Below are 20,949 nucleotides of genomic sequence, written 5' to 3' on the forward strand. Positions count from 1 at the left end.
TCGAGGTGAAAAGATCAGCTTCGCTCGTCATGCCCGACAAATGCCTATTGTTAAAGACGATTCTGAAAAACCGCTTCCCCGCCTTCAAAGACACATAATTCGCCTTCTTGCATTTGGTTCCAAGTTTCATCTTGGGTTAATGGCTGCGTGGCGATGACGGTGACAACGTCTTTGTCTGTGGTGACTTCTTTAAAGTCGATGATGACGTCTTCATCAGATAAAGTGGCTTTTTTGAACGGGGCGCGTCGGGTGATCCAGTGGAGTTTCGTGGTGCAAAAGCAGTATAAACGAACGCCATCGGAGAGCATCATGTTAAAAACACCACGACTTTTAAGTTGCAACGCCAACTGCCATAAGCGCGTTGAAATGTCGCTTACGCTAGGTTCTTGGTCGCCAAACCGAGTTTGAAGTTGCTCGATAATCCAACAAAAAGCCCGTTCAGAGTCGGTATTTCCCAGAGGATGATAGCGTACGAGCGGTAAATCTGTCGCATTTTCCAATTGACCGTTGTGGGCATAGGTCCAGGTTTTATCCCATAAAAATCGGCTAAATGGGTGCGTATTGAGTAAATTAACAGCACCAACATTGGCTTGACGAATATGGCTGATCACAATGTCGCATTTAAGCGAAGCGTGACTCATGACTTCGGCCATGTCGGAATCGGCACTGGGGCGTGGATCGTGTATTGCCCAGACATCGCCATCGCGGTACATGGCCATACCCCAACCGTCTTTGTGTGGCCCAGTGCGTCCACCGCGAGCGCGCAAGCCGGAAAAACTGAAGCAAATGTCAGTTGGCACACTGGCACTCATACCCAATAATTCACACATTATCTTCGTCTCCCTGTGATGGGGTCTTTTTACGGCGGCGATATGCCCAGATGCCACCAGCAATAACAAGAATACCGCCGATATTAAGCCCAGCAAACCAGGCCCAGTCCGATGCGGTGAAGCCACTCATTGCATCGCTCTGTGAGGGGATGTCAGTTACGAATACCGCTTCGGGGCTCAGGGTATTCGTTGGGTCTTCTGCATTGATTAAGTTTTCACTGACCACTGAAATTAATGGAGACACCACCACTGGCGTCACCCCATTATCAAGCGTTGATATGCTGACTGGCCTAGTGGTCAGTGTGTCTATCACATCACTCACATTGCGCACCGTCGGTATGGCATCGCCCTGACGGCCAAATTCCCACGTGGGTGTCCAGTAGTCAAACCGTACTCCGGTTTGCGTCACGCCTTTGAGTTGTGCTCGAACGCGAGTCAATTCGTTGGCAGAAACAGGCACAACTGCCTCCCAATAACCTTGGCCAACCAGCGGCATCAAGTCGGTTTTTTGCGTACCATTAGAATAGGAAAACTCAAGCGTTATAGCGGAATTCACTACGTTTAATTTTAAATTCACAGGCTTGGCGGTGAACGCCACTAAATCACCACCTGGGTGTAAACCATTAAAATCAATCGCTGGATGCACCGTAAAAAACTGACTTATTTGGCGTGAAAATGTTTTGCCATCAACGAGACTGAGTAATTCGTAATTTCCAGGCACCCTAATGCCTTCTAGAGCATGCTGAAATTGCTCACCAGAAGGCGTCATACGATACGTGGTGATCAGCTCTTTTTGACTGCCGTTTAAACGATAGACACTTTGGTTAACATCAAGTAAGTCCAGTACTTTTTCATCATCGATGAGCTCTTCTTTTTGAAACAGCCCCACGACAGAGTAAATAGGCTCATGTAAAAACACAACCGATGACACGGTAGACGCCTGAACACTCAGATTCGTCATAATTCTGATGCTGCTTCGTTCCAGGTCCACATTATCGACTTGCCATAAACCGACGGATGGGCGACGAACGGTCAAAAGTGTATAGTGATTCGATGACGACACCGAGACGCTGTCGCTGTTTATCAAAGACAATACTGAACCATCAGGCTTGATCACGTGAGGCTGAACGCCTTCATCGTGAAACACCACCAAGGTTAATTCCTCAATCGCATCGTCCACTAAAAATCGATTTCCATCGAATGGCAACTCGTCTGTGGGAGTGGCTTGAGCGAAAATACGATCAAAGGTATCTAATAGATCTTCTGGAATCGCCACCTCGGTATGAGTGGCACCGGTTCGAAGTGAAAGGGACTCTAACAGGTTTTTATCGGTGTAACCTGTCATCGAAATAGTGTGCAAATGAATGTTTTTCGCCTCTAACTTGGCCGTCAATTCGTTTAATATTCGATCCCGCGACGCTTTATTCACCGATTCATCTAAACTAATATCAACCATCCCGTCGGTGACCAACACCCAATGGCGGGAAAAATTCGGGCGTAGATCTCCAGAGTCAGGCGTGTCTAAGAGCAAAGCAATGATGGCTTCTAAGTCCGTTTTTACATCTTGTGTCACGTAACTGTTTACGTAGCTTTCCAGCTTTGCTTTGCTGGCTTTATTGACGATCGACTCTTCGAGCAACACTCTGGGCTCTTCACCAAATAACCAGATACCCAGCGTAGCCTGCTCTTCAGGCGCCAGGCTTGAAATAAGGCGCAAGGCTTCTGAAGTAAGCTTATCAGGATCGCTGATAATCATGCTGCCCGATGCATCGACAATAACGCGAAACTGCGTATCGGCATGACTTAACGGCGTTCCAAAAGACAAACAAACCGACAACAATAGCGCTGCATTTACTCTTAACCACGTCATGCTGACAAACTCCTCAGATTACACTTGCTAAAATTAGTGCTTAGCTTATGGGTACAGTCGTTTTTTTCAGGTAACGTCATACGGCTTGGGCATACCATGAACCCATTTGATCACGTGTACTTCCCAATCTTCTTCCGCTACCTTGGTTTCATTGACCGCATAATCACGCACCGTTAACCCTTGGCGTAACATTTCTTTATTACTCCCCACCACCAAAGGGTGCCAATTAGGTAACTGTTTCGTTTCGTGAAGCACACGATAACTGCACGTATCTGGCAGCCAATCAAAATCCGTTAACTGATCTGGGGTTAATGTAATACAGCTTGCCACTTTTGCTTGTCGAGTGTCATATACCTTACATTGACAGGTGGTCAGATTGAGTTGCTGACAAGACAAGTTAGTGTAAAAAACCTCTTCGGTTTCATCATCCTGCAATTTTTGTAGGCAACATTTACCACAGCCATCACAGATGGACTCCCACTCTACTGGAGACATTTTTTCCAGTGGCGTGATTTGCCAAAAAGGCTCGTAACGCTTTGCTATCATAATCAGTAAATGGCTTCTGTTGGGGTTTTATAAAGGTCGAGTAAGTAATCGTCTTTCACTGGTGGCAGCTGCAAATAAAAACCTTTTTCACGAATTTCAGACGCCACTTTTTCAGGTTTAGCACGAGCAAGCGTGCTTTCCTTAGTCAATAACATGGTCATGGCACTGATGCCTTTACCAAAACGTGTCATTAATTCTTCCGGGATTTTTTTCAAGCCCTGACTTTTTTCTACATACAAGTACATGCCGTCGTGCTTGGAAGAGCGAAATACTTCTACAATTAAATGTTGTTTCATAATGTTCTCTGGCGTCACCGCGCCATTTAGGGCTTTTTGAATTTTTCCAAAACTGGGTTTACGATGGCTTCACGTCGCCACCCCGTCATGGCCGGATTGTTCCAGTCTATATCAGACCCATCAAACAAATGACGTACCAAAGGGTCCAACAGTTTACGTTTCATCATAGCTTCCGGCGCAATATGTATACGCTCCGCTTGCTGACGCACGAAGGCTTTAATTGCCTTTGTCAAATCACCCGTTCGGGGGGGCAAAGGCATTTCCAACGGCAATTGATATTCATCGGCGGATAGCTCATTGACCAGAGCCACGTTTTGCAAAATAACGTCACCATACAAACGATGTTGACGACCCGTTAACTCTTCCGCTTCAGACACGGCTTTATGATGCGTTGGTAAGGTATCCGCCAATGACCATAAAGTGCGATCTTTAAGGATTTGCCCTTTAGGCACATCCTCTTTACGTGCTTGCTCGTCGCGCCAAATAAACAACAAACGCAATAACGTCAGACCCAAAGGAGACAAACGCCATGCGGTTTTTATTCCGTCCCAGTTTTGTTTAGGATCCGAGTTCATTTGATACTGCCATTTAAGGGAATCACAGTCTTCCATCACCCATTCAAGCATGCCTTTTTCTTGTAAACGGGCAAGTTGCATTGGATACACGTTTGCAAGATAAACCACATCCAAGGCCGCGTAACGCTTTTGCGCCGCCGTCAGAGGTCGCTGGGTCCAATCGGAACGCGTTTCATCTTTGGCGACTTCAATTTGTAAATATTCATGAATTAACTTTACATAACTTAGCGACCATTTCGCACTCGCGTAGGCTTCACCAATCTGCGTGTCGTAAAACGGCGTAGGCAATACACCCAGTAATCGGTCAAATACATCCAGATCTTCGGAGCACGCGTGAAACACCTTCATAACATTAGGGTTAACCATGAGATCACGCAACGGATCCCACGCATCGATCGTTAAAGGATCAATCAGCACGGCTTGATCGCCTTCGCTAATTTGAATCAGCCCTGTAATCGGGAAATACGTTGCCCGGCGAATGAATTCCGTATCCACCGCAATTACGGGTAATTGCGCCCAGTACTCACACCAACTCTCCAGCGACTCATTGTCTGCCACACAAATAATAGTCAGAGCATCATCTTGATCATTCATTTTAGAGTTTCTTCCGTCCCTCAAGCGCCAGCGCCAGAGTGTTACCATCAACGTATTCCAGCTCGCCGCCCATGGGAACACCATGAGCAATACGGCTGACGTTAATGTTCAGTGTTTTTAATATCTCCGCGATATAATGACAAGTCGCCTCGCCCTCTATCGTAGAGTTTGTGGCGATAATCGCCTCTTCGACGTCATTGTGTTGAACAAGGGCTTCCAAACGATCAAGCCCCAATTCTTCCGGACCAACGCCATCAATCGGTGACAAATGCCCCAATAAAACAAAATACCTTCCAGTAAAGGTACCCGCCGACTCGATAGCCACCACATCCGCGGGTGTTTCAACAATACATAATCGCTTAGGATCACGCTCAGGATCTTGGCACAACTGGCATTCAGCTTCTTCCGTTAGCGTACGACAACTTGAACAGCGCCCAACTTTGTCAAGTGCTTCGCGCAATCCATTTGCTAACCTGTCTGCCCCTTGATGATCGCGTTCAAGTAAATACAAGGCCATTTTTTGAGCTGACCTGGGGCCAACACCCGGTAAACAACGCAATGAATCAATCAATTCTTTAATTAAGGGACTGAACAAAATCCTCTCCTAAAATGGCATTTTAAAACCAGGTGGCAAGGACATGCCCGCCGTTGCTGCGGCCATTTTTTCTTTTTGGCTGACTTCAATATTACGCACCGCATCGTTGACAGCGGCCGCAATAAGGTCTTCCAGCATTTCTTTGTCTTCACCCACCAAAGAATCGTCAATAGAAACGCGTTTTACGTCGTGACGGCCTGTCATGAGGATCTTCACCAATCCGGCACCGGATTGACCTTCAACCTCCATGCTGGCGACTTCTTCTTGCGCTTTTTGCATGTTTTCCTGCATTTGTTGCGCTTGACGCATCATGTTACCCATACCACCTTTGAACATACCTTCGCCCTCCAAATTAAGCTTTAACTTTAACCGTATCATAAACCAATTGAGCGCCCATCGTCGCCGATAAAGCTTGCACAACTGGATGTGATTGTAAATATTGTATGGCCTCCTGCAAGGCCTCTGCTCGCTTACTTATCGCAAATTCTTCTGCGGTCACGCCGCTGGTGTCTTCCACTGTGTCTATGATCAAGGGAACCGGCATGGCAAAAAAATCACTCAATGCGCCCTGTATTTGTTCATAACGCACTTGATTCAACATGTGTCCGTATTCTAAAGGAACCTGCAAGCGGATACCTTGATCACTGGCGTCGACTAAACTGGAGTTCATCAGGATGTTTTGCACCAAGCCGGTTAAATTTAACCGAGGTGCTACCAGCCACCAGATCTTCATCGTCAATTCACTGAAATGCGCCAATACAGGCAAGTCCATACCCAAAGCAGGTTGTGCGATCGCATCCGGCACCTTCGATAACCGTGTTTGTGTCGACATGCTTTCATTAGCTTCGTTAATTTCATGGCTCGCTATCGGCTCGACAACGCCAGAGACTAACGCATCGACCAAGTCGGCCGCAGGGTTAAAAGGGTCAATGATGTCCGCGATCGCCTGCTCTTCTGTTTCTTGCTCATCTTCATCTTCATCTTGTTCTTGCTGAACAAACGTCGGCGGAACGACAGAAGACTTTTGTGCTGTTGGCTCTGGTTTTGATTTTTGTACTTGCTGTTCCGGTTCTGTTTCCTGTATTGGCGTTATCTGGGCTTGAGCCGATGGCTTTTCAACCGTCTCAATACGAACTTCTGGCTCGTTATCGGCTGGCGCCTCTTCCCATGGTGGGCGCTCCGCTTGGGATAACCGGTTACTAGGGGAATTCATAACGCTAATCGACGCTGTGTTTTCGATATTGACTTCAACTGCACTTGCTTCAAGCGTGTTTGGCTCAACATTTTCTAGTTGAGTCGCACTTGGCTCGGCGGTCTCTAGTTCAGCATTTTCTGGCTCAGAACGCTCTACTACAAGAGCTGCACGCTCAACGGGGGCTGTTTTTTTTTCCGCTAATATCGGTTCCGACACTACCGGTTCCGACACTACCGGTTCCGACACTACCGGCGCCTCTTCATAGCTCACTCTCATTGGTGGAGTAGGACGAAACGCAATCAGTCTCAACATCAGCATTTCAAAGCCGGCGCGTGCAGAATGCGCTAAAGGCAAATCTCGACGACCAATCAATAAACTTTGATACATCAGTTGAATTTCTTCCGAGCTGACACTGGCCGCCATCGCTTGAATACGAGACAAATCACCCAGCTGATCCACCAGCGCCCCTGGCACTTGTTGTTCAATGGCGATGCGATGTAAAACATCTAATAAACTGCCGCAAATGGCGGTAAAATCCGGTTGGTAATCCGCCAAAAGCTCAATACGAGACAGCACGTCAGCGGCCTTTTTAGCCGCCACACTTTCTAATAAATCCAACACTTGCGACTGATTTACTAGCCCAAGCATGGCGGTCACATCAGATTCTGAAATTGCACCATTGCCAAACGCAATGGCTTGATCTGTCAAACTCAAGGCATCTCGCATACTGCCATTGGCCGCTTGGCCAATTTGCCACAAGGCGGCTTGGTCAAAGCCCACTTGCTCGGTATTCAGCACGGTTTGCAGATAGTCCACCACGCGCTGTGGTGACATATTTTTAAGGTTAAACTGCAAACAACGAGATAACACAGTGACCGGTAATTTTTGGGGGTCGGTCGTAGCCAATAAGAATTTAACGTGGGCTGGCGGCTCTTCTAATGTCTTAAGTAAGGCATTAAAAGAGTGTGTTGATAGCATATGCACTTCGTCTATTAAATAAACTTTGAAGCGCCCTCGAGTCGGTGCATATTGAACGTTTTCGAGCAATTCTCGGGTATCTTCTACCTTGGTACGTGAGGCGGCATCCACTTCAATCAAATCAACAAAGCGACCTTCTACGATTTCACGACAGCTGTCGCACGTCCCGCAGGGTTCTGGAGAAATACCGTTTGTTTCGCAGTTTAAGCATTTTGCAAAAATACGCGCAATGGTGGTTTTGCCCACGCCACGGGTTCCGGTAAACAAATAGGCATGATGCAAGCGTTGCTGACGTAACGCATTCACTAATGCTTGAAGTACATGGTCTTGGCCTGCCATTTCAAGAAAAGTTTGCGGGCGCCATTTACGTGCTAAAACTTGATAACTCATTATGGGTACTGGCTGATAAAAAGCGATTTTTTATTGTACGGCAGTACGAGGCATTTCGAAACCACTGTGATACCACAAGTGACGGAGGAATCGAGTGAAATAACCAAAAACATCGCCATTAAGATCAATAGCTTAAATTTAGTACTGTTTTCGTCTGACCAAGTTTAGCGAGCACCAGACGAAAACACATCAAAGCACTCAGGGGCTAGTTTACTTGAGCTTCACGCACCTTACGTTGGCGCTCTTTTTCGAGCGTTTTCTCATTGCGATGCTTTTCAACAGCGTCCACTACATCGGCGCCAATATGTTCTTCTCCGCGAGCGTGGGCAAGCTGAACTTGGCGTTCGCGCTCAATAAAACGCTGACGCTGGGCATCAGAATATTTATTCACACAATGCACGCAACTCACGCCTTGAATATAGTGTTCACTTTGTTTTTCTTCTTCGGTGATCGGCATACGACATGCGTGGCATTGATCGTATTCGCCTTTTTGTAGATCGTGATTGACCGACACACGATTATCGAAAACAAAGCACTCACCTTCCCACATCGTGTCTTCTTTCGGCACTTCCTCTAGGTACTTAAGGATCCCGCCTTCCAGGTGATACACTTCTTCATAGCCTTGTTCTAGCATGTACGCCGTGGATTTTTCACAGCGAATACCACCGGTACAAAACATCGCCACTTTCTTGTGTTTTGCTGGGTCCATGTTGTCTTTTACATAGCCTGGAAATTCACGAAACGTCTCTGTTTTGGGGTTCACGGCATTTTTAAACGTACCAATCTGTACTTCGTAATCGTTGCGCGTATCGACCAAAATGACATCAGGGTCAGAAATCAATGCGTTCCAATCACTGGGTTTAACATAGGTTCCGACCACGCGCTTGGGGTCAATGCCTTCAATACCCATGGTGACGATTTCTTTCTTCAATTTCACTTTTGTACGGTAAAACGGCATAGCTTCGTCGAAAGATTCTTTGTAGCCGATGCTTTCTAAACCTGGTTGCTGGTCTAACCACGCTAAAACCGCATCAATCCCTTCGCGAGAGCCCGCGACGGTGCCATTAATGCCTTCACTCGCCAACAACAAGGTGCCACGCACAGCGTTGTCTTCTAAGGTTTTTTGCAATGGCTCGCGGAGCGATTCGAAATGCGGCAGCGCAACAAATTTATACAGGGCACATACAACAACGGTAGACATACTTTCTCCTATGCGATCTGGAACGTAAAACCAGAGCAATTAATTAAGGCGCATATTATAGAGTCTTATTGTTATATTTTCGAGTCGCTGCCCTCATTATCTCTCACTCAACTCAGCACAAATGCCGTATTTCATTGATCTGGATCAAGTGCGCCACCTATCGTGCCGTTCACTCGAAACCAACCCGCAATGCTATGGCGAGTTCGCTTTGCTACCACCACTTCGTGATAAAAACACTCACTCAAAAAAACCGCTAAACGGCCTTTGTTGGGTGAAAATCGTCCTATTTCTTTAGTCGGCTCGCGCTCGTCATAAATCACCAATTCGCCGCCATCGCCTGCCTGCCAGCCTTCATTTAAATACAGCACTGTCGACAATATGCGATTACTTTGACCTTTGAATGCATCGATGTGTTTTTCATAAAACGCCCCTTTTTCATAACGGGCAAAATGCGCCTCGTAATCAAATAACCCCAGAAACAAACGACGATTCAATGCCACACGTAAGGCCTCCATCGTTCGCAAAAAATCCTTTCGAATCGGCTTATCCGGATCAATCCATTGAATATAATCCCGTCGCGCATCCAGTACGATTTGGTGATCTTGCTTGCGACCCACACCCGCTTGAAGCATGTAAGCATTATGTATATTTTCCACTTCATCCATTAAGGCCTGGGTAAAATCCGTTGAAAAGAAATCATCCTGAATACTCCACCCTTTAGTTTGCAAATCGTTCAGCAAATTATAAAAAGGGGTTTCTCGGCTAAAAACAGGAATAGAGTTTTCAATGTACGGATTTCCCGCAAAGGGCGCTTCAATAGACATGGATAGATTAATCACTGTTAAAAGGGCAAAATTACCGTGGCCGCTATCATACTGTAGGCACTTCTCCATCACATAAAGATTTCTGCGACGACATACCATGAAGCAAACTTATCAATTACGAGACTATCAAGTGCAAGCCGTTAATGCCGCGTTGTCGCATTTTCGCCACAGTGACGATCCTGCGGTGATAGTGCTACCAACAGGCGCTGGCAAAAGCCTGGTTATAGCAGAATTGAGTCGACTCGCGCGAGGTCGCGTGGTGTGCTTAGCGCACGTTAAAGAACTCGTCGAGCAGAATCACGCCAAATTTCTGGCTACCGGGTCAAGCGCTGGCCTCTATTCTGCAGGGTTAAACCAGAAAAACGCCACGGCAAAAGTCACGTTTGCCAGCATTCAATCAATGGCCAGCAATCTGGTCGACTTTAACGACCCTGTCAGCCTGATTATTATTGATGAATGCCATCGCGTCGCCCTAGAACAGAACGGCCAGTACCAAAAAACCATTCAGCATTTTCAATCTTTGAACCCTACGATCAAAATTCTTGGCCTTACTGCAACGCCTTATCGACTAGGTCATGGCTGGATTTATCAACACCATTATCATGGTTACGCGCGACCTAATACCGAGTCTTTTTTCAAGCGGTGTATTTTTGAACTGCCTCTACAGCACATGGTTAAAAAAGGCTACTTAACGCCGCCGATTCACTTCGACGCCGCGATCGCTCAGTATGATTTTAGTTTGTTAACCGAAAGCCTTGATGGCGAACAAAATACCGACGACATTGCCCTCAACGAGCTGATACACAAACACCCAAGAGTCACCCAAGCGGTCACCGAGCAAATTGTACAACTCAGCCAAGACCGACAAGGTGTTATGATCTTTGCCTCGACCATTGACCACGCCAGGGAAATTGTTGGCTATTTACCCAGTGAAAACACCGCCCTTATTACAGGCCAAACCAAGCTCAAAGAACGCGATGCGTTAATCAAGGCGTTTAAAGCTAAGCAACTGAAATTTCTCGTTAATGTGTCCGTATTGACAACCGGGTTTGACGCACCCCATGTGGATGTCATTGCCATTTTAAGACCTACTCAATCCATCAGTTTATTTCAACAAATCGTGGGCCGTGGCTTACGACTTAACCCTGGCAAAAAAGACTGCCTTGTTTTGGATTACACCAACAATGGTTATGATATTTTCCAACCAGAAATTGGTGAAAAACGCCCCACTCCTGACTCTGTTGCAGTACAAATTCACTGCCCAGAATGCGATTTCGCCAACACATTTTGGGGGCGAAAAGACGCCGATGGCAACCTACTGGAACATTTCGGGCGCCGCTGCCACGGACTGATTGACACCCTAGACGAACAAAAAGGCGAAGTGCAGTGCTCCTATCGCTTTCGTTTTAAACGCTGCCCACACTGCAACGAAGAAAATGACATAGCGGCACGGCAGTGCCAGCATTGTTTCGAAAAGCTCATCGATCCAGACGATCTACTAAGAAGCGCCCTTAACTTGAAAAACAACAAGGTACTGCGCTGTTCCGGCATCACACCAGAAATAGACACCCACACCCAGAGTTTAAAAATCACCTATCACGATGAAGATGGCATCACTTTGGTGGAAACCTTTCGTTTTCAATATAAGAAATCACGCCGTGTCTTTAACGAACAATTTGGCAGAAGAATCGCCAGCGGCAGCCAAGCCATTGAATTTGAAACATTGGAAGAGTTAGTGCGATTTATTGACTACTTGCCCACACCAGACTTTGTCATTGCCAAGAAAGTGAAACAACATTGGCAAGTCACAGAGCGACTTTTTGACTACCAAGGGCCGTACCGGAAAGCAAACACTCTTAACTGACCGTTCGTTTAACAGAACCTTGGCTTAGTCGAAGGCTATTAACGGAAGACGAATATGCTTTTGCTAGGACTCATTGGCGCCAAGCAGCCTTTAATATTAAGATGATTTATGGTGTTTAAGGGCGTTTCGATATGACATTTCAAAAGGTAAATTCATTCGATTTAAATGCGCGACCGCGGCTTCGCCTAAAAGATTATTTGGCATGCCGGTTAGCAATACAAACCAATAGTTTGCCAGCATATTTTCAGCAAAAATACTCGCTGTCTTTTCGTCAACACCCACCTGCTTAAAGCGTTTTACAATACCATCGGAAATAACCGCCATTTGTTTGGTATGAAAGCCACCTGTGGCCAAACTATCCAACAAAACCTGGCGTGTAAATTCAGCGTACTCATCATAAAAATCAAACAATACTTGCGCCATTTGCAAAAGATAGTCAATTGGCGAAGCGCTGACTTTTTGAGCCACAACAGCCACCCTTAAAGCCGCGTCCATTTCATCGAAAAAAATATCTTTTACCAAGGACAATTTATCAGGAAAATGCACAAACAAGGTACCTACCGCAATGCCCGCTTGATCACTTAAATGACGCGTACTGGTTGCCTCTATGCCTTGTGACAAAAAAGCGTGCTTAGCGATGGTTTTAATTTTTGTGCGAGTATTGGTTTTTTGCTGTTGACGAAGACTCACCCTAATAACCCTCTAAATCGGTGTTTTAAGAGTCTAGCCTGTCTGCTTTTTGAAAACGAGATAATTTTAACGCACGGAGTTGACTTTCGGCATACTGGATTTAGTCAGAGAATCCGACAAATCTGCCATAAATGACTGAATACGCTCAGCATTTACACCAAAGTCACCACGTCCAACCCGCGAGCAAGAACGCATATCTACCCGAATAAGACCAGGCTCTACCTGCGTAAGCCGAATAACCACATCATCCCGAAAACCAAAAATAGGTGTTCGAGCGGTCGCCTCAATAATACCAGCGCTTGAATACGTCGCGAGTACTTCCCACCCACGCTCATTAACTTGAGACAAAATAGTGGCATACAAATCGGCTTTGTCCTGTGTCAAAAACAACGGTGTCACGTCAGGATAATATTTTTGTTGAACCGCCGCCCAATCAGAGTGATACCTTAAATCGTTTTCTTTTGATTTTCGGATGAAATTGACATTGATAAAAGCAGGAGGAACCTCGGTATCTGTGGTGATATCACTGATGTGCGGCAACCCCGCTCTTTGTAGATAAAACCCAATCCACATAGCGCTGTATGCAAAAGAAACGATCAAAACTAAGCTATAAAAGCGATTGCAAGCTGGGTTTTTTTCTTTGCGGCAGGCGCCTAAAGACAAGGCCGCCAACACAGACAAAATAAGAGAAGCGATTACGCTTTTGCGCAGCAATGAAAAACCCGTAATTGGTTCAAACACACCCACTCGAACGCCGGCTATTGATATAAATGCAACACACCCTACCAACATGAGAAGAACGTACAAAATCGGTGAGATATAACGGCTCATAAACAGCTCATAACAAAAAAATAATACCTAACACCATATCGCGACTGAATGACAACGAACAGGAGGATGTGAGCGGTTTTGACGCGTTCCTCTGTATTTGCATATTTTTTATAGAATGTCCCCGAAAATGCCTAAAAAAATTAACAAAATGATACATTTAGATCCTAGCTTTTTTATTCTTTAAACTGGTTTTACGTTACTAGACTTACAACTCTATTCATCGATAATGTGCGGCTATTATTGCATGAAGCATCGAGACAACAATGAAGGTCATGCCGCCGACAGAAAGAACCTAATCAAAAAACATAGACTAGATGAAAATACACCATGAAACACACTCAAAAACCGCACTGTGTCGATTTATTACGTGAGCAATCTAAGCTAAATTCAACGCGTCCTTTTGTCGCTAGAGGCGCCAATGTCAAGCGTTGCCCGCACTGTCTTATGGCCGACATTGCCTGTTTTTGCCATCACAAAACGCAACAACTCAGCCCGATTAACTTTATTCTTCTGTTTCACCGTGACGAAATACACAAACCCACTAACAGCGGCCGACTGATTGCAGACCTATTTCCGCAAAACACCAAAGCCTTTCTTTGGAGCCGCACAGCCCCCCCGGCTGAACTACTCGACACCTTGGCTTCTCAAAAAGGCCACTGCACCCTTCTCTATCCCAGTACAGAAACAGCACGATCACAACACAGACAGCAACGACAAAACCTGCCAGAAACATCAAATGAAAGCCACGCACACACCTTTATTATTTTGGACGGCACATGGAAACAAGCCAGTAAAATGTTTCACCAAAGCGACTGGTTAAAACACATTCCCCATTATGAACTCAGCAGTGAAGCACAGCGATCTTTTTTAGTCAGGCACGCCCAGCATGATATGCAATTCGCTACGGCGGAAGTAACCGCCTTACTGCTTGATGCACTGGGTCACACAAGCCATAGTAAAGCATTATTGACCTTGTATCAGACGTTTAACCAGCACTGTCTTATGAGCCGAAAACGTGGCAACCGTCGCACCGTATAACGACTTATCGCCGTTTATACACTTTTACCACACTCGGCTCATGAGGGTCTCATCAATAAATTCACCGACCCATTAGAGTGAAATTGAGCCGCTTGCTTTTTTTTCTTTCCGACCAAAACTGGACCATTATCTAGAAATAAAAAGGCTTTCCATGTGCGCTTAAATACTCCCCAGGTCAATTCAAACACCAGTTCGTTTTGACAGCAAAAATACACCCTAGTATCTTCTCCCCAAGATGAAAAGTGCAGTAGCAAAGCTTCCGGTAACAGCAACTGATCACTGTCCCACACCCCTTCCCATTGAATTTTCCCATCTACGACTTGTGCATCACGACGTTTTAACCAATCGCGTTCTGAAAAATGATCGGGGTGAATTTGCTCCTCACTTATGTAATCTCGCCAAATTTGTGCAGCGCCTTGCTCACTCAACAAACGGATAGCGTGAAGATCCTCAAGTTCAACTTTTGGGTCATTGCGTTTAAAAATCCAACTCTTTGAAAACTGCTCTAATGATTGGTACAAGGCTCATTCCTTATGTAAACAATAAAATGGAAAAAGGATGAGAAAAACTCATCAATTGAGTGAAAAAGGATCGTTTGTTCAATCGGTCAAATATACCTAATATCGGTGTTGTTGTAATAAAACAACACTTAAAACCACTCACTTTAGGAGAATAACATGGACTCTCAACAACAATACGAAGCGCTTTTGGCTAAATGGGGATACGTAGACACCACATTGGAAGACCACGCTCGCAAACAAAAACGCACACGTCGTGTTAAAGCGGTTGTTGCTTTCTTTCTGGGTACAGTAAAAAACCTTAAAAAAGCCAGTGCACGCCCACAAATATTAGGCCAAACGGCGAACTAACGCACTATTCACGGATTATAAAAGTACTTTTTACGAGACAAGCCCACCGAACGGCGATGCAATGTATCGTAAATACTCTTTAAGGGGAGAAAAATAATAACCCCCTCCCTTCCTTGTTCGTCTAAAAATTCGTTATTATCAAGATCCATTCACGACGATATTTTCTTATGGCGTATTCTTACAAAGCAATAATTTTTGATTGTGACGGTGTGATTGTTGACACTGAAAACATTTCTAACCACATTTTAAGGTCCATGTTGAGCGAACAGGGTCTTGTGATTGACGACGAAACTTTGCATTCAAAATTCACAGGGTTTACCAACAAACAAAACCTCATTAATGCAGAGAAACTTCTCGGCAAACCTTTACCTTCCAATTTTGCTGACATTTACCGTCAAAAATTTCACGCGATTATTGATGAAGAGCTTGAGCCTATTAAAGGCGTTCGAGCCCTACTTGAAAAAATCAACGTACCCATCGCAATGGCAACCAATGCACGTCGGCAAGAAATGAACTTTAAACTCGACAAAATACAATTATTAGAACGCTTTGCCCTTCGCTTTTGTGTCGAGGACGTGGAAAACGGCAAACCAGCACCCGATATGTATTTAAAAGCCGCAGCGGCCTTACACATTGACCCCAAAGATTGCCTCGTCATAGAAGACTCTGTAGCGGGCATCACGGCGGGGCATGCAGCTGGTATGACAGTTTTGGCGTTTTGTGAAACACTGAACAAAAATATCCAGCTGGCCGCCGGCGCAACACAATGCTTTGACACAATGGAAGAACTTGAAGGATTGCTAGGTTTATAGCGCTCCTTTTCGTTTATAACCAAGCCCTGTACCGCTGATATTAGCCATGGCTCATTCCTTCATCAATGGCTCGTTCTTTAAAGAGCGAGCTAAGCCGCTTAACTAAGACCTAAACCGACATTAATTCTAATTGTTTTAGCAAGCTTCTCGGTAAGTTTTTAATGGTAAGCGTACCGGTGTCAGCGTCAAACATTACAGATTCACCAAGCAAATCACTATCAAAGCTTAATGTCAAAGCACGAGAACTCCCCGATAAGCGTGTCAGTTTTTTCAGCGCGGCTTTTTCGACGAAAATCTCTTTCTCCATGTTAAAACTGTCTGAGCCCGCGATGTCTAAAAACTTATTCGCCTGCTCAGTAGAAAATCGAGACTCAACCTGAGAGGCAATGTCTTTTATAGCAAGTGGCTCGCGGTCTTGCGCTTTTGCCTGACAGTGCTCTGCCACCACTTTTTTAAACTCATTAGCTTGCCTAGTCGGAAGCCCTTCTGATACACAAAAAGCCGACGTTAAATCGACGAGTTTTTTCGTCTCCTTGGCAGCGACTTTAGGCTCGTCACAGCCAATAAACTGGGTAAAATATTCACTTTCAAACTTTGGTGCTCGACCAAAACGAAACGCGATATAACGCCCATCATCACCGGACTGCCACGCCGTTAAATTGATGCGCAATGACATGTGTAACTTTTCCGTCTCAATTTGATCGATTTGCGACAGACTTAAATCGCTACCAAGACCAATCCCTTTTTTTCGCTTCAACATAACAATGTATAAAAAATGCGTATCATTAAGTTCATAATGGTTAAACCACAGCAAACCACCTTCTACCGCTTCTACCGGCTCTACATATTTTAGATATTCCGCTGCACACTGTTTGGTAAATTCCGCAAAATTTACAAAGCCATCATTTTTAAAGTGCTTAAATAATAGGCTTGGTAATTGCGCTCCCTCCTCGCTGCCTTGAGGGTTAACAAAACGGCCTGTATTCATACCCGAACGATTAAACAAGTTCGTCACCTGAGCCGACAAAGCCTCCGCCTGACCATCGACAGGGTTTTCATTTGGTCGCGCGATCAATATGGCTTTACGTTCACCCTCGTGTTTTTGAATCTCATGTACAATTAAGTTGCTAATAGACACCAGCTACCTCTTACGTTTAATATGGAAAATTACGGTTATTTTTTAACCCATTCATTCACGACAGGATCTTGCCAAACAACCACACTATGATAAAACCAAAAACCAGCAAAAGAGACACAAGAAACGAGCTTGAATCTCTGGTAGATCAATTTATCAAGAAAAACGGAACCATCCAGCAAGTGAATATGGGGGAGTCCGGTTTAGTTGATGGCAAGTATAACACGAGCCACATAGGCTTTAATGAACCAAAACAAGATCGTACGCCTTTAAATCACGTCGTTGCGGCTATTCAACAGCGCAAACAAAATAGGATGGCACCTCAAACTACGGTTAAAAAGCGAGCAAAGAAAAAAGTCATTTATGACGATTTTGGAGAGCCTCTTCGCTGGGTATGGGAGGAATGAGAAGAGTTAAAGCGTTTTTCTTTTAACGATTTAAGATTCTCTGCCGATACAGTAATAATGGCCATTTAGTCACCATATATTAAGGAGCAATCATGTCAATTCGATACCTACACGCCATGATAAGAACAGATAAGCCAGATGAGAGCCACGCTTTTTATACAAAAGGTTTAGGCCTGATTCAAACGAGACGCATCGACAGCGAGAAGGGCCAATTTTCACTGATTTATTACGCCACAGAACAAGGCGCGCCAGAAGTTGAATTAACTCATAACTGGAGTGATCGCACTTACACTAGTGGAGACCAGTTTGGTCACTTAGCCTTTGAAGTAGACGATATCTACCAAGTATGCGAAACACTGCAATCCCTGGGAGTGACCATTTTACGACCACCACGCGATGGACATATGGCCTTTATTAAGGACCCAAATGGTGTATCAATAGAGCTTCTACAGAAAGAGGAATCGCTTGAAATCGCCGAACCATGGGCGTCTATGCAAAGCTCGGGGACCTGGTAGTTACATTAATTTACAAAAGTGTGGCATAATTAAACAAAGATACAAAAAGCCGATAGCTATATTTACGTTTATTTCTTAAGCTAAATTATCGATAGTCATAAAAAAGGTCTCATATTATGAAGACATCCATAAAAATCATCAGTTTAGTTGCGATGTTAATCGCGTCTAGTCAGTTGCATGCTGCAGAGAGCTTATACGCTGCAAACATACAGTCTCGACTTTCAGACACTGATAAAGATGGTGTTATCGATGCACGAGACCTTTGCCCTGACACCCCAGTCAACTCCGCTATCGATAATTATGGCTGCCCTAGTCAGACGACAAAGCTGTTGACAATAGAACTGAACATTCTTTTTGATTCAGGTAAAGCCGATATCAATCCTCGATTTTATAGTGAGCTTAAAGAGTTGGCTACTTTTCTTAGAAACAACCCATCCAGCACAGTGGTGATTGAAGGCCATACTGACAGTGATGGTTCAGCAGACCTTAACCGTGAACTCTCGCAAAAACGTGCCACAGCCATTGCCGATGTTCTAGTGGACAGTTTTAGAATCCTACCAAACCGCGTTAAAGGGGTTGGCTATGGGGAAACACGTCCTATTGCCGATAACACTACCGACGCTGGACGCAAGCAAAACCGTCGCGTGGTTGCGGAAGTATTCGCCAAACAGCAGCTGTCTAACGAGCGCTGGACCATCTACAGTGTTGACCAAAACTCAAGCACGGCCTTAAACAATCGATAATAAAACCCATTTAATGTTACGACAAACGGTTTTTATTCCTTCTATGTGAACTTAACGTTCACCCAGCTTATAAGAGCCGGACAGACGAAATGAACCGCTCATTGACAGGAAGACCAAACACAGGGCTTCCTGCTTTGTTTTGATGCTGCCAATAAACGAAAAATAACACGACTGAAACACCAACAAAGTTGCATTATTTTTTGAAAAAAGACCATTTAAACAAAAAGAAAAAATATTTTCCCCCTTCACTTAAAAGCGAATCATAAACGCTATCTTTCTGTTTTAGCTAACAATTTAGCCTTACAGAAACGATACAAAAACACACAATTACTATCAATAATAAGTCAAATTAATGTTAGTATTGCCTAATATATAGTTATAGTCTCATTCATAGTCTATATTTGTAAGTAGCGAAGCCACGCATACATAGATAAAGGAAACGTCGATGCGCAACAACTCACCGATTACCAAAACAGAAAAAACATTCTCCCATTCAGTAAAGCTTATATCAGTAACTGATAAAGACGGCAGGATTGTTAGTTGCAATGAGGCGTTTATTGACATCAGTGGGTTTGATAAGAGTGAGCTGGTGGGGGAGCATCACAATATCGTGAGACACCCAGAGATGCCAGCAGAAGCTTTTAAAGTAATGTGGCAGCACTTAAATGCGGGCAAACCTTGGATGGGAATGGTTAAAAATCGCTGTAAAAATGGCGATTTTTATTGGGTAGATGCTTACGTTACGCCAGTAACGAAAGAAGGGAAGATTATAGGCTACGAGTCTGTTCGTTCATGCCCTAACCGTAAAGACGTGGAACGCGCCGACAAACTCTATAAGCAAATCAATGCCGGTCACCCCATTAGGGGCGCGCTGCCGATTTCGGTCCAAAATTTGGCTTTAATAATAGCTATAGCGACCTGCGCAGGGTTGTTCGCATTTGGTTATGAACACTCGTCTCAAGCGGCTCTTCTGCTGTCAACTCTTAGCTACGCATTCTGGTCCTCTACGACAACAAGAAAGACGATATCTTCCCTCACTACCATTCTTAGTCATTCGTTTTCGCATCCGCTAGCGGTTAAAACATATACCGATGATTCTGAAACCGTTGGTACGGTCAAAGTCGCCATACTGAGCCAGATTGCGCACTTAAACACCGTCATAACTCAAATTGAAAATGCCGCTTTTCTGGTTGCAACTGAGTCTGACAACAGCGCCGAACTGACTAATTTGACAAAACAAGCCATTGAAAGCCAGCAAGCAGAAACCCTTCAAGTTGCCAAGGCCATCGGCGAAATGACCATGGCGATTTCAGAGGTATCCAAACATGTTGGCGACACCGCCCACAGTGCAGATACGGCTAACCAGCTCTCAATGGATGGCGCTAGTGTGGCCAAGGACACCCACAAGGCGATTAAAAAATTAAAAGACACCGTCCAAAAAATCGGTAGTTCGGTGCACGGCGTTTCTGATCAAACCGCAAAAATTGCTCAAGCTGCCCAAATGATTGAGCAGATTGCAGATCAAACCAATCTACTCGCGCTTAATGCGGCCATTGAGGCAGCAAGAGCTGGCGAACAAGGTCGTGGCTTTGCCGTTGTGGCGGACGAAGTGAGAAGCTTAGCGCACCGAACCCAAGAATCAACAAAAGAGATATACGTGATTGTTAGTGAGTTAACCGAACGCGCAAACCAAGCCGTTGACATCGCGGAAACGGGGACACACGACGCAGAAGAGGGTTTATCTCAAGTCATTCAGAGCAGTAAGATGCTGTCTGGCATTTCTGAATCAGTGAACAAAATAGCCTCTATGTCAACTCAGATGGCCACGGCAGTAGAAGAACAGTCGTATGTGGCTGAGGACATTAAAAAGCAAATCGCGACCATTTCGTCTTTGGCAGATACCAGTACCCAGAGCTCCTCAAAACTCGCTGAAACGATACATTATTTAAAGAAAATATCCGATGAACTGCACGAGCTTGTCGTGCGATTTAAACGCTAGCGGTTTCAATATCGACAAGCTTCGTCTGGTCATACTGATGATTTATTCACCAGACGCAGCGATTGTTACAGAAACCGCCTCTTCATTTGATATATTTATTCAGCAGAATCCCTTCTGCTGGCAAGGTGGTTACAGTCATGCACGGGAATAAC

At 44.9% G+C, this 20,949-nt stretch carries 22 protein-coding genes; 8 read left to right on the forward strand and 14 right to left on the reverse strand.

Annotated features, from left to right (window positions below):
• Positions 1-50: 50 nt before the first annotated feature.
• The 10 genes from FXV75_RS09365 to FXV75_RS09410 form a co-directional block, all read right to left on the reverse strand.
• Positions 51-830: a class II glutamine amidotransferase gene (locus tag FXV75_RS09365; protein ID WP_148832806.1), complete on the reverse strand. Its 780-nt coding sequence runs from the start codon at positions 828-830 to the stop codon at positions 51-53.
• The gene (locus tag FXV75_RS09370; protein ID WP_148832807.1) at positions 823-2,700 is read right to left on the reverse strand and encodes a vWA domain-containing protein; all 1,878 of its coding nucleotides are present in this window, start codon (positions 2,698-2,700) and stop codon (positions 823-825) included. The genes FXV75_RS09365 and FXV75_RS09370 overlap by 8 nt, the downstream gene beginning before the upstream one ends.
• A gap of 66 nt (positions 2,701-2,766) precedes the next feature.
• Complete coding sequence (locus FXV75_RS09375) at positions 2,767-3,246, reverse strand: YcgN family cysteine cluster protein (protein WP_148832809.1); 480 nt, start codon at positions 3,244-3,246, stop codon at positions 2,767-2,769.
• 2 nt (positions 3,247-3,248) lie between these two features.
• Positions 3,249-3,542: a YcgL domain-containing protein gene (locus tag FXV75_RS09380; protein WP_148832812.1), complete on the reverse strand. Its 294-nt coding sequence runs from the start codon at positions 3,540-3,542 to the stop codon at positions 3,249-3,251.
• A gap of 26 nt (positions 3,543-3,568) precedes the next feature.
• Entirely contained in the window at positions 3,569-4,711 is a 1,143-nt protein-coding gene (gene rnd / locus FXV75_RS09385) for a ribonuclease D (protein WP_148832813.1), read from the reverse strand.
• A 1-nt stretch (position 4,712) separates the two neighbouring features.
• On the reverse strand, positions 4,713-5,306 hold the full coding sequence (gene recR / locus FXV75_RS09390; protein WP_148832815.1) for a recombination mediator RecR: 594 nt from the start codon (positions 5,304-5,306) through the stop codon (positions 4,713-4,715).
• 9 nt (positions 5,307-5,315) lie between these two features.
• Positions 5,316-5,642, reverse strand: a complete 327-nt coding sequence (locus tag FXV75_RS09395) for a YbaB/EbfC family nucleoid-associated protein (RefSeq protein WP_148832817.1) — start codon at positions 5,640-5,642, stop codon at positions 5,316-5,318.
• A 16-nt stretch (positions 5,643-5,658) separates the two neighbouring features.
• A complete protein-coding gene (gene dnaX, locus FXV75_RS09400) occupies positions 5,659-7,869 on the reverse strand; it encodes a DNA polymerase III subunit gamma/tau (RefSeq protein ID WP_148832819.1) in 2,211 nt (736 codons plus the stop codon).
• A 205-nt stretch (positions 7,870-8,074) separates the two neighbouring features.
• Positions 8,075-9,070, reverse strand: a complete 996-nt coding sequence (locus FXV75_RS09405) for a rhodanese-related sulfurtransferase (RefSeq protein ID WP_148832820.1) — start codon at positions 9,068-9,070, stop codon at positions 8,075-8,077.
• Between the two features lie 131 nt (positions 9,071-9,201).
• Positions 9,202-9,894 carry a 2OG-Fe(II) oxygenase gene (locus tag FXV75_RS09410; protein WP_148832822.1) on the reverse strand — a complete coding sequence of 231 codons (693 nt, stop codon included), beginning with the start codon at positions 9,892-9,894 and terminating at the stop codon, positions 9,202-9,204.
• Between the two features lie 97 nt (positions 9,895-9,991).
• Between FXV75_RS09410 and FXV75_RS09415 the strand changes: the two genes are divergently transcribed.
• The gene (locus tag FXV75_RS09415; RefSeq protein ID WP_148832824.1) at positions 9,992-11,758 is read left to right on the forward strand and encodes a DEAD/DEAH box helicase; all 1,767 of its coding nucleotides are present in this window, start codon (positions 9,992-9,994) and stop codon (positions 11,756-11,758) included.
• A gap of 96 nt (positions 11,759-11,854) precedes the next feature.
• Here FXV75_RS09415 and FXV75_RS09420 read toward each other — a convergent pair whose 3' ends face one another.
• Together FXV75_RS09420 and FXV75_RS09425 are read right to left on the reverse strand one after the other, a co-directional pair.
• Positions 11,855-12,448 (reverse strand): TetR/AcrR family transcriptional regulator, encoded by a 594-nt coding sequence (locus tag FXV75_RS09420; RefSeq protein ID WP_148832827.1) that lies wholly within the window; start codon positions 12,446-12,448, stop codon positions 11,855-11,857.
• A gap of 66 nt (positions 12,449-12,514) precedes the next feature.
• Positions 12,515-13,279, reverse strand: a complete 765-nt coding sequence (locus tag FXV75_RS09425; protein ID WP_148832828.1) for a DUF1499 domain-containing protein — start codon at positions 13,277-13,279, stop codon at positions 12,515-12,517.
• A gap of 327 nt (positions 13,280-13,606) precedes the next feature.
• Here FXV75_RS09425 and FXV75_RS09430 point away from each other — a divergent pair, with 327 nt between their 5' ends.
• On the forward strand, positions 13,607-14,317 hold the full coding sequence (locus tag FXV75_RS09430) for a tRNA-uridine aminocarboxypropyltransferase (RefSeq protein ID WP_148832830.1): 711 nt from the start codon (positions 13,607-13,609) through the stop codon (positions 14,315-14,317).
• Positions 14,318-14,355: 38 nt separating this feature from the next.
• On the opposite strand, the gene FXV75_RS09435 is transcribed toward FXV75_RS09430, so the two are convergent.
• Positions 14,356-14,838: a DUF2947 family protein gene (locus FXV75_RS09435; protein ID WP_148832833.1), complete on the reverse strand. Its 483-nt coding sequence runs from the start codon at positions 14,836-14,838 to the stop codon at positions 14,356-14,358.
• A gap of 156 nt (positions 14,839-14,994) precedes the next feature.
• Between FXV75_RS09435 and FXV75_RS09440 the strand changes: the two genes are divergently transcribed.
• Positions 14,995-15,186 (forward strand): hypothetical protein, encoded by a 192-nt coding sequence (locus tag FXV75_RS09440; protein WP_148832836.1) that lies wholly within the window; start codon positions 14,995-14,997, stop codon positions 15,184-15,186.
• 167 nt (positions 15,187-15,353) lie between these two features.
• Positions 15,354-15,998, forward strand: a complete 645-nt coding sequence (locus FXV75_RS09445; protein WP_148832838.1) for an HAD family hydrolase — start codon at positions 15,354-15,356, stop codon at positions 15,996-15,998.
• A 109-nt stretch (positions 15,999-16,107) separates the two neighbouring features.
• Here the strand turns inward: FXV75_RS09445 and FXV75_RS09450 are convergent, their stop codons facing one another.
• Positions 16,108-17,136: a nucleoid-associated protein gene (locus tag FXV75_RS09450; protein WP_148832840.1), complete on the reverse strand. Its 1,029-nt coding sequence runs from the start codon at positions 17,134-17,136 to the stop codon at positions 16,108-16,110.
• Between the two features lie 86 nt (positions 17,137-17,222).
• On the opposite strand from FXV75_RS09450, the gene FXV75_RS09455 reads away from it, so the two are divergent.
• From FXV75_RS09455 to FXV75_RS09470, 4 genes are all read left to right on the forward strand, one after another.
• A complete protein-coding gene (locus tag FXV75_RS09455; RefSeq protein ID WP_148832842.1) occupies positions 17,223-17,540 on the forward strand; it encodes a hypothetical protein in 318 nt (105 codons plus the stop codon).
• Positions 17,541-17,632: 92 nt separating this feature from the next.
• Positions 17,633-18,055 carry a VOC family protein gene (locus FXV75_RS09460; protein WP_148832845.1) on the forward strand — a complete coding sequence of 141 codons (423 nt, stop codon included), beginning with the start codon at positions 17,633-17,635 and terminating at the stop codon, positions 18,053-18,055.
• Between the two features lie 116 nt (positions 18,056-18,171).
• Positions 18,172-18,798: an OmpA family protein gene (locus FXV75_RS09465; RefSeq protein ID WP_148832847.1), complete on the forward strand. Its 627-nt coding sequence runs from the start codon at positions 18,172-18,174 to the stop codon at positions 18,796-18,798.
• A 445-nt stretch (positions 18,799-19,243) separates the two neighbouring features.
• Positions 19,244-20,797, forward strand: coding sequence for a methyl-accepting chemotaxis protein (locus FXV75_RS09470; protein WP_148832849.1), 1,554 nt, complete (start codon positions 19,244-19,246; stop codon positions 20,795-20,797).
• Positions 20,798-20,949 lie beyond the last annotated feature (152 nt).

It is taken from the genome of Marinomonas sp. IMCC 4694 (genome assembly GCF_008122525.1).
Lineage (GTDB): Bacteria > Pseudomonadota > Gammaproteobacteria > Pseudomonadales > Marinomonadaceae > Marinomonas.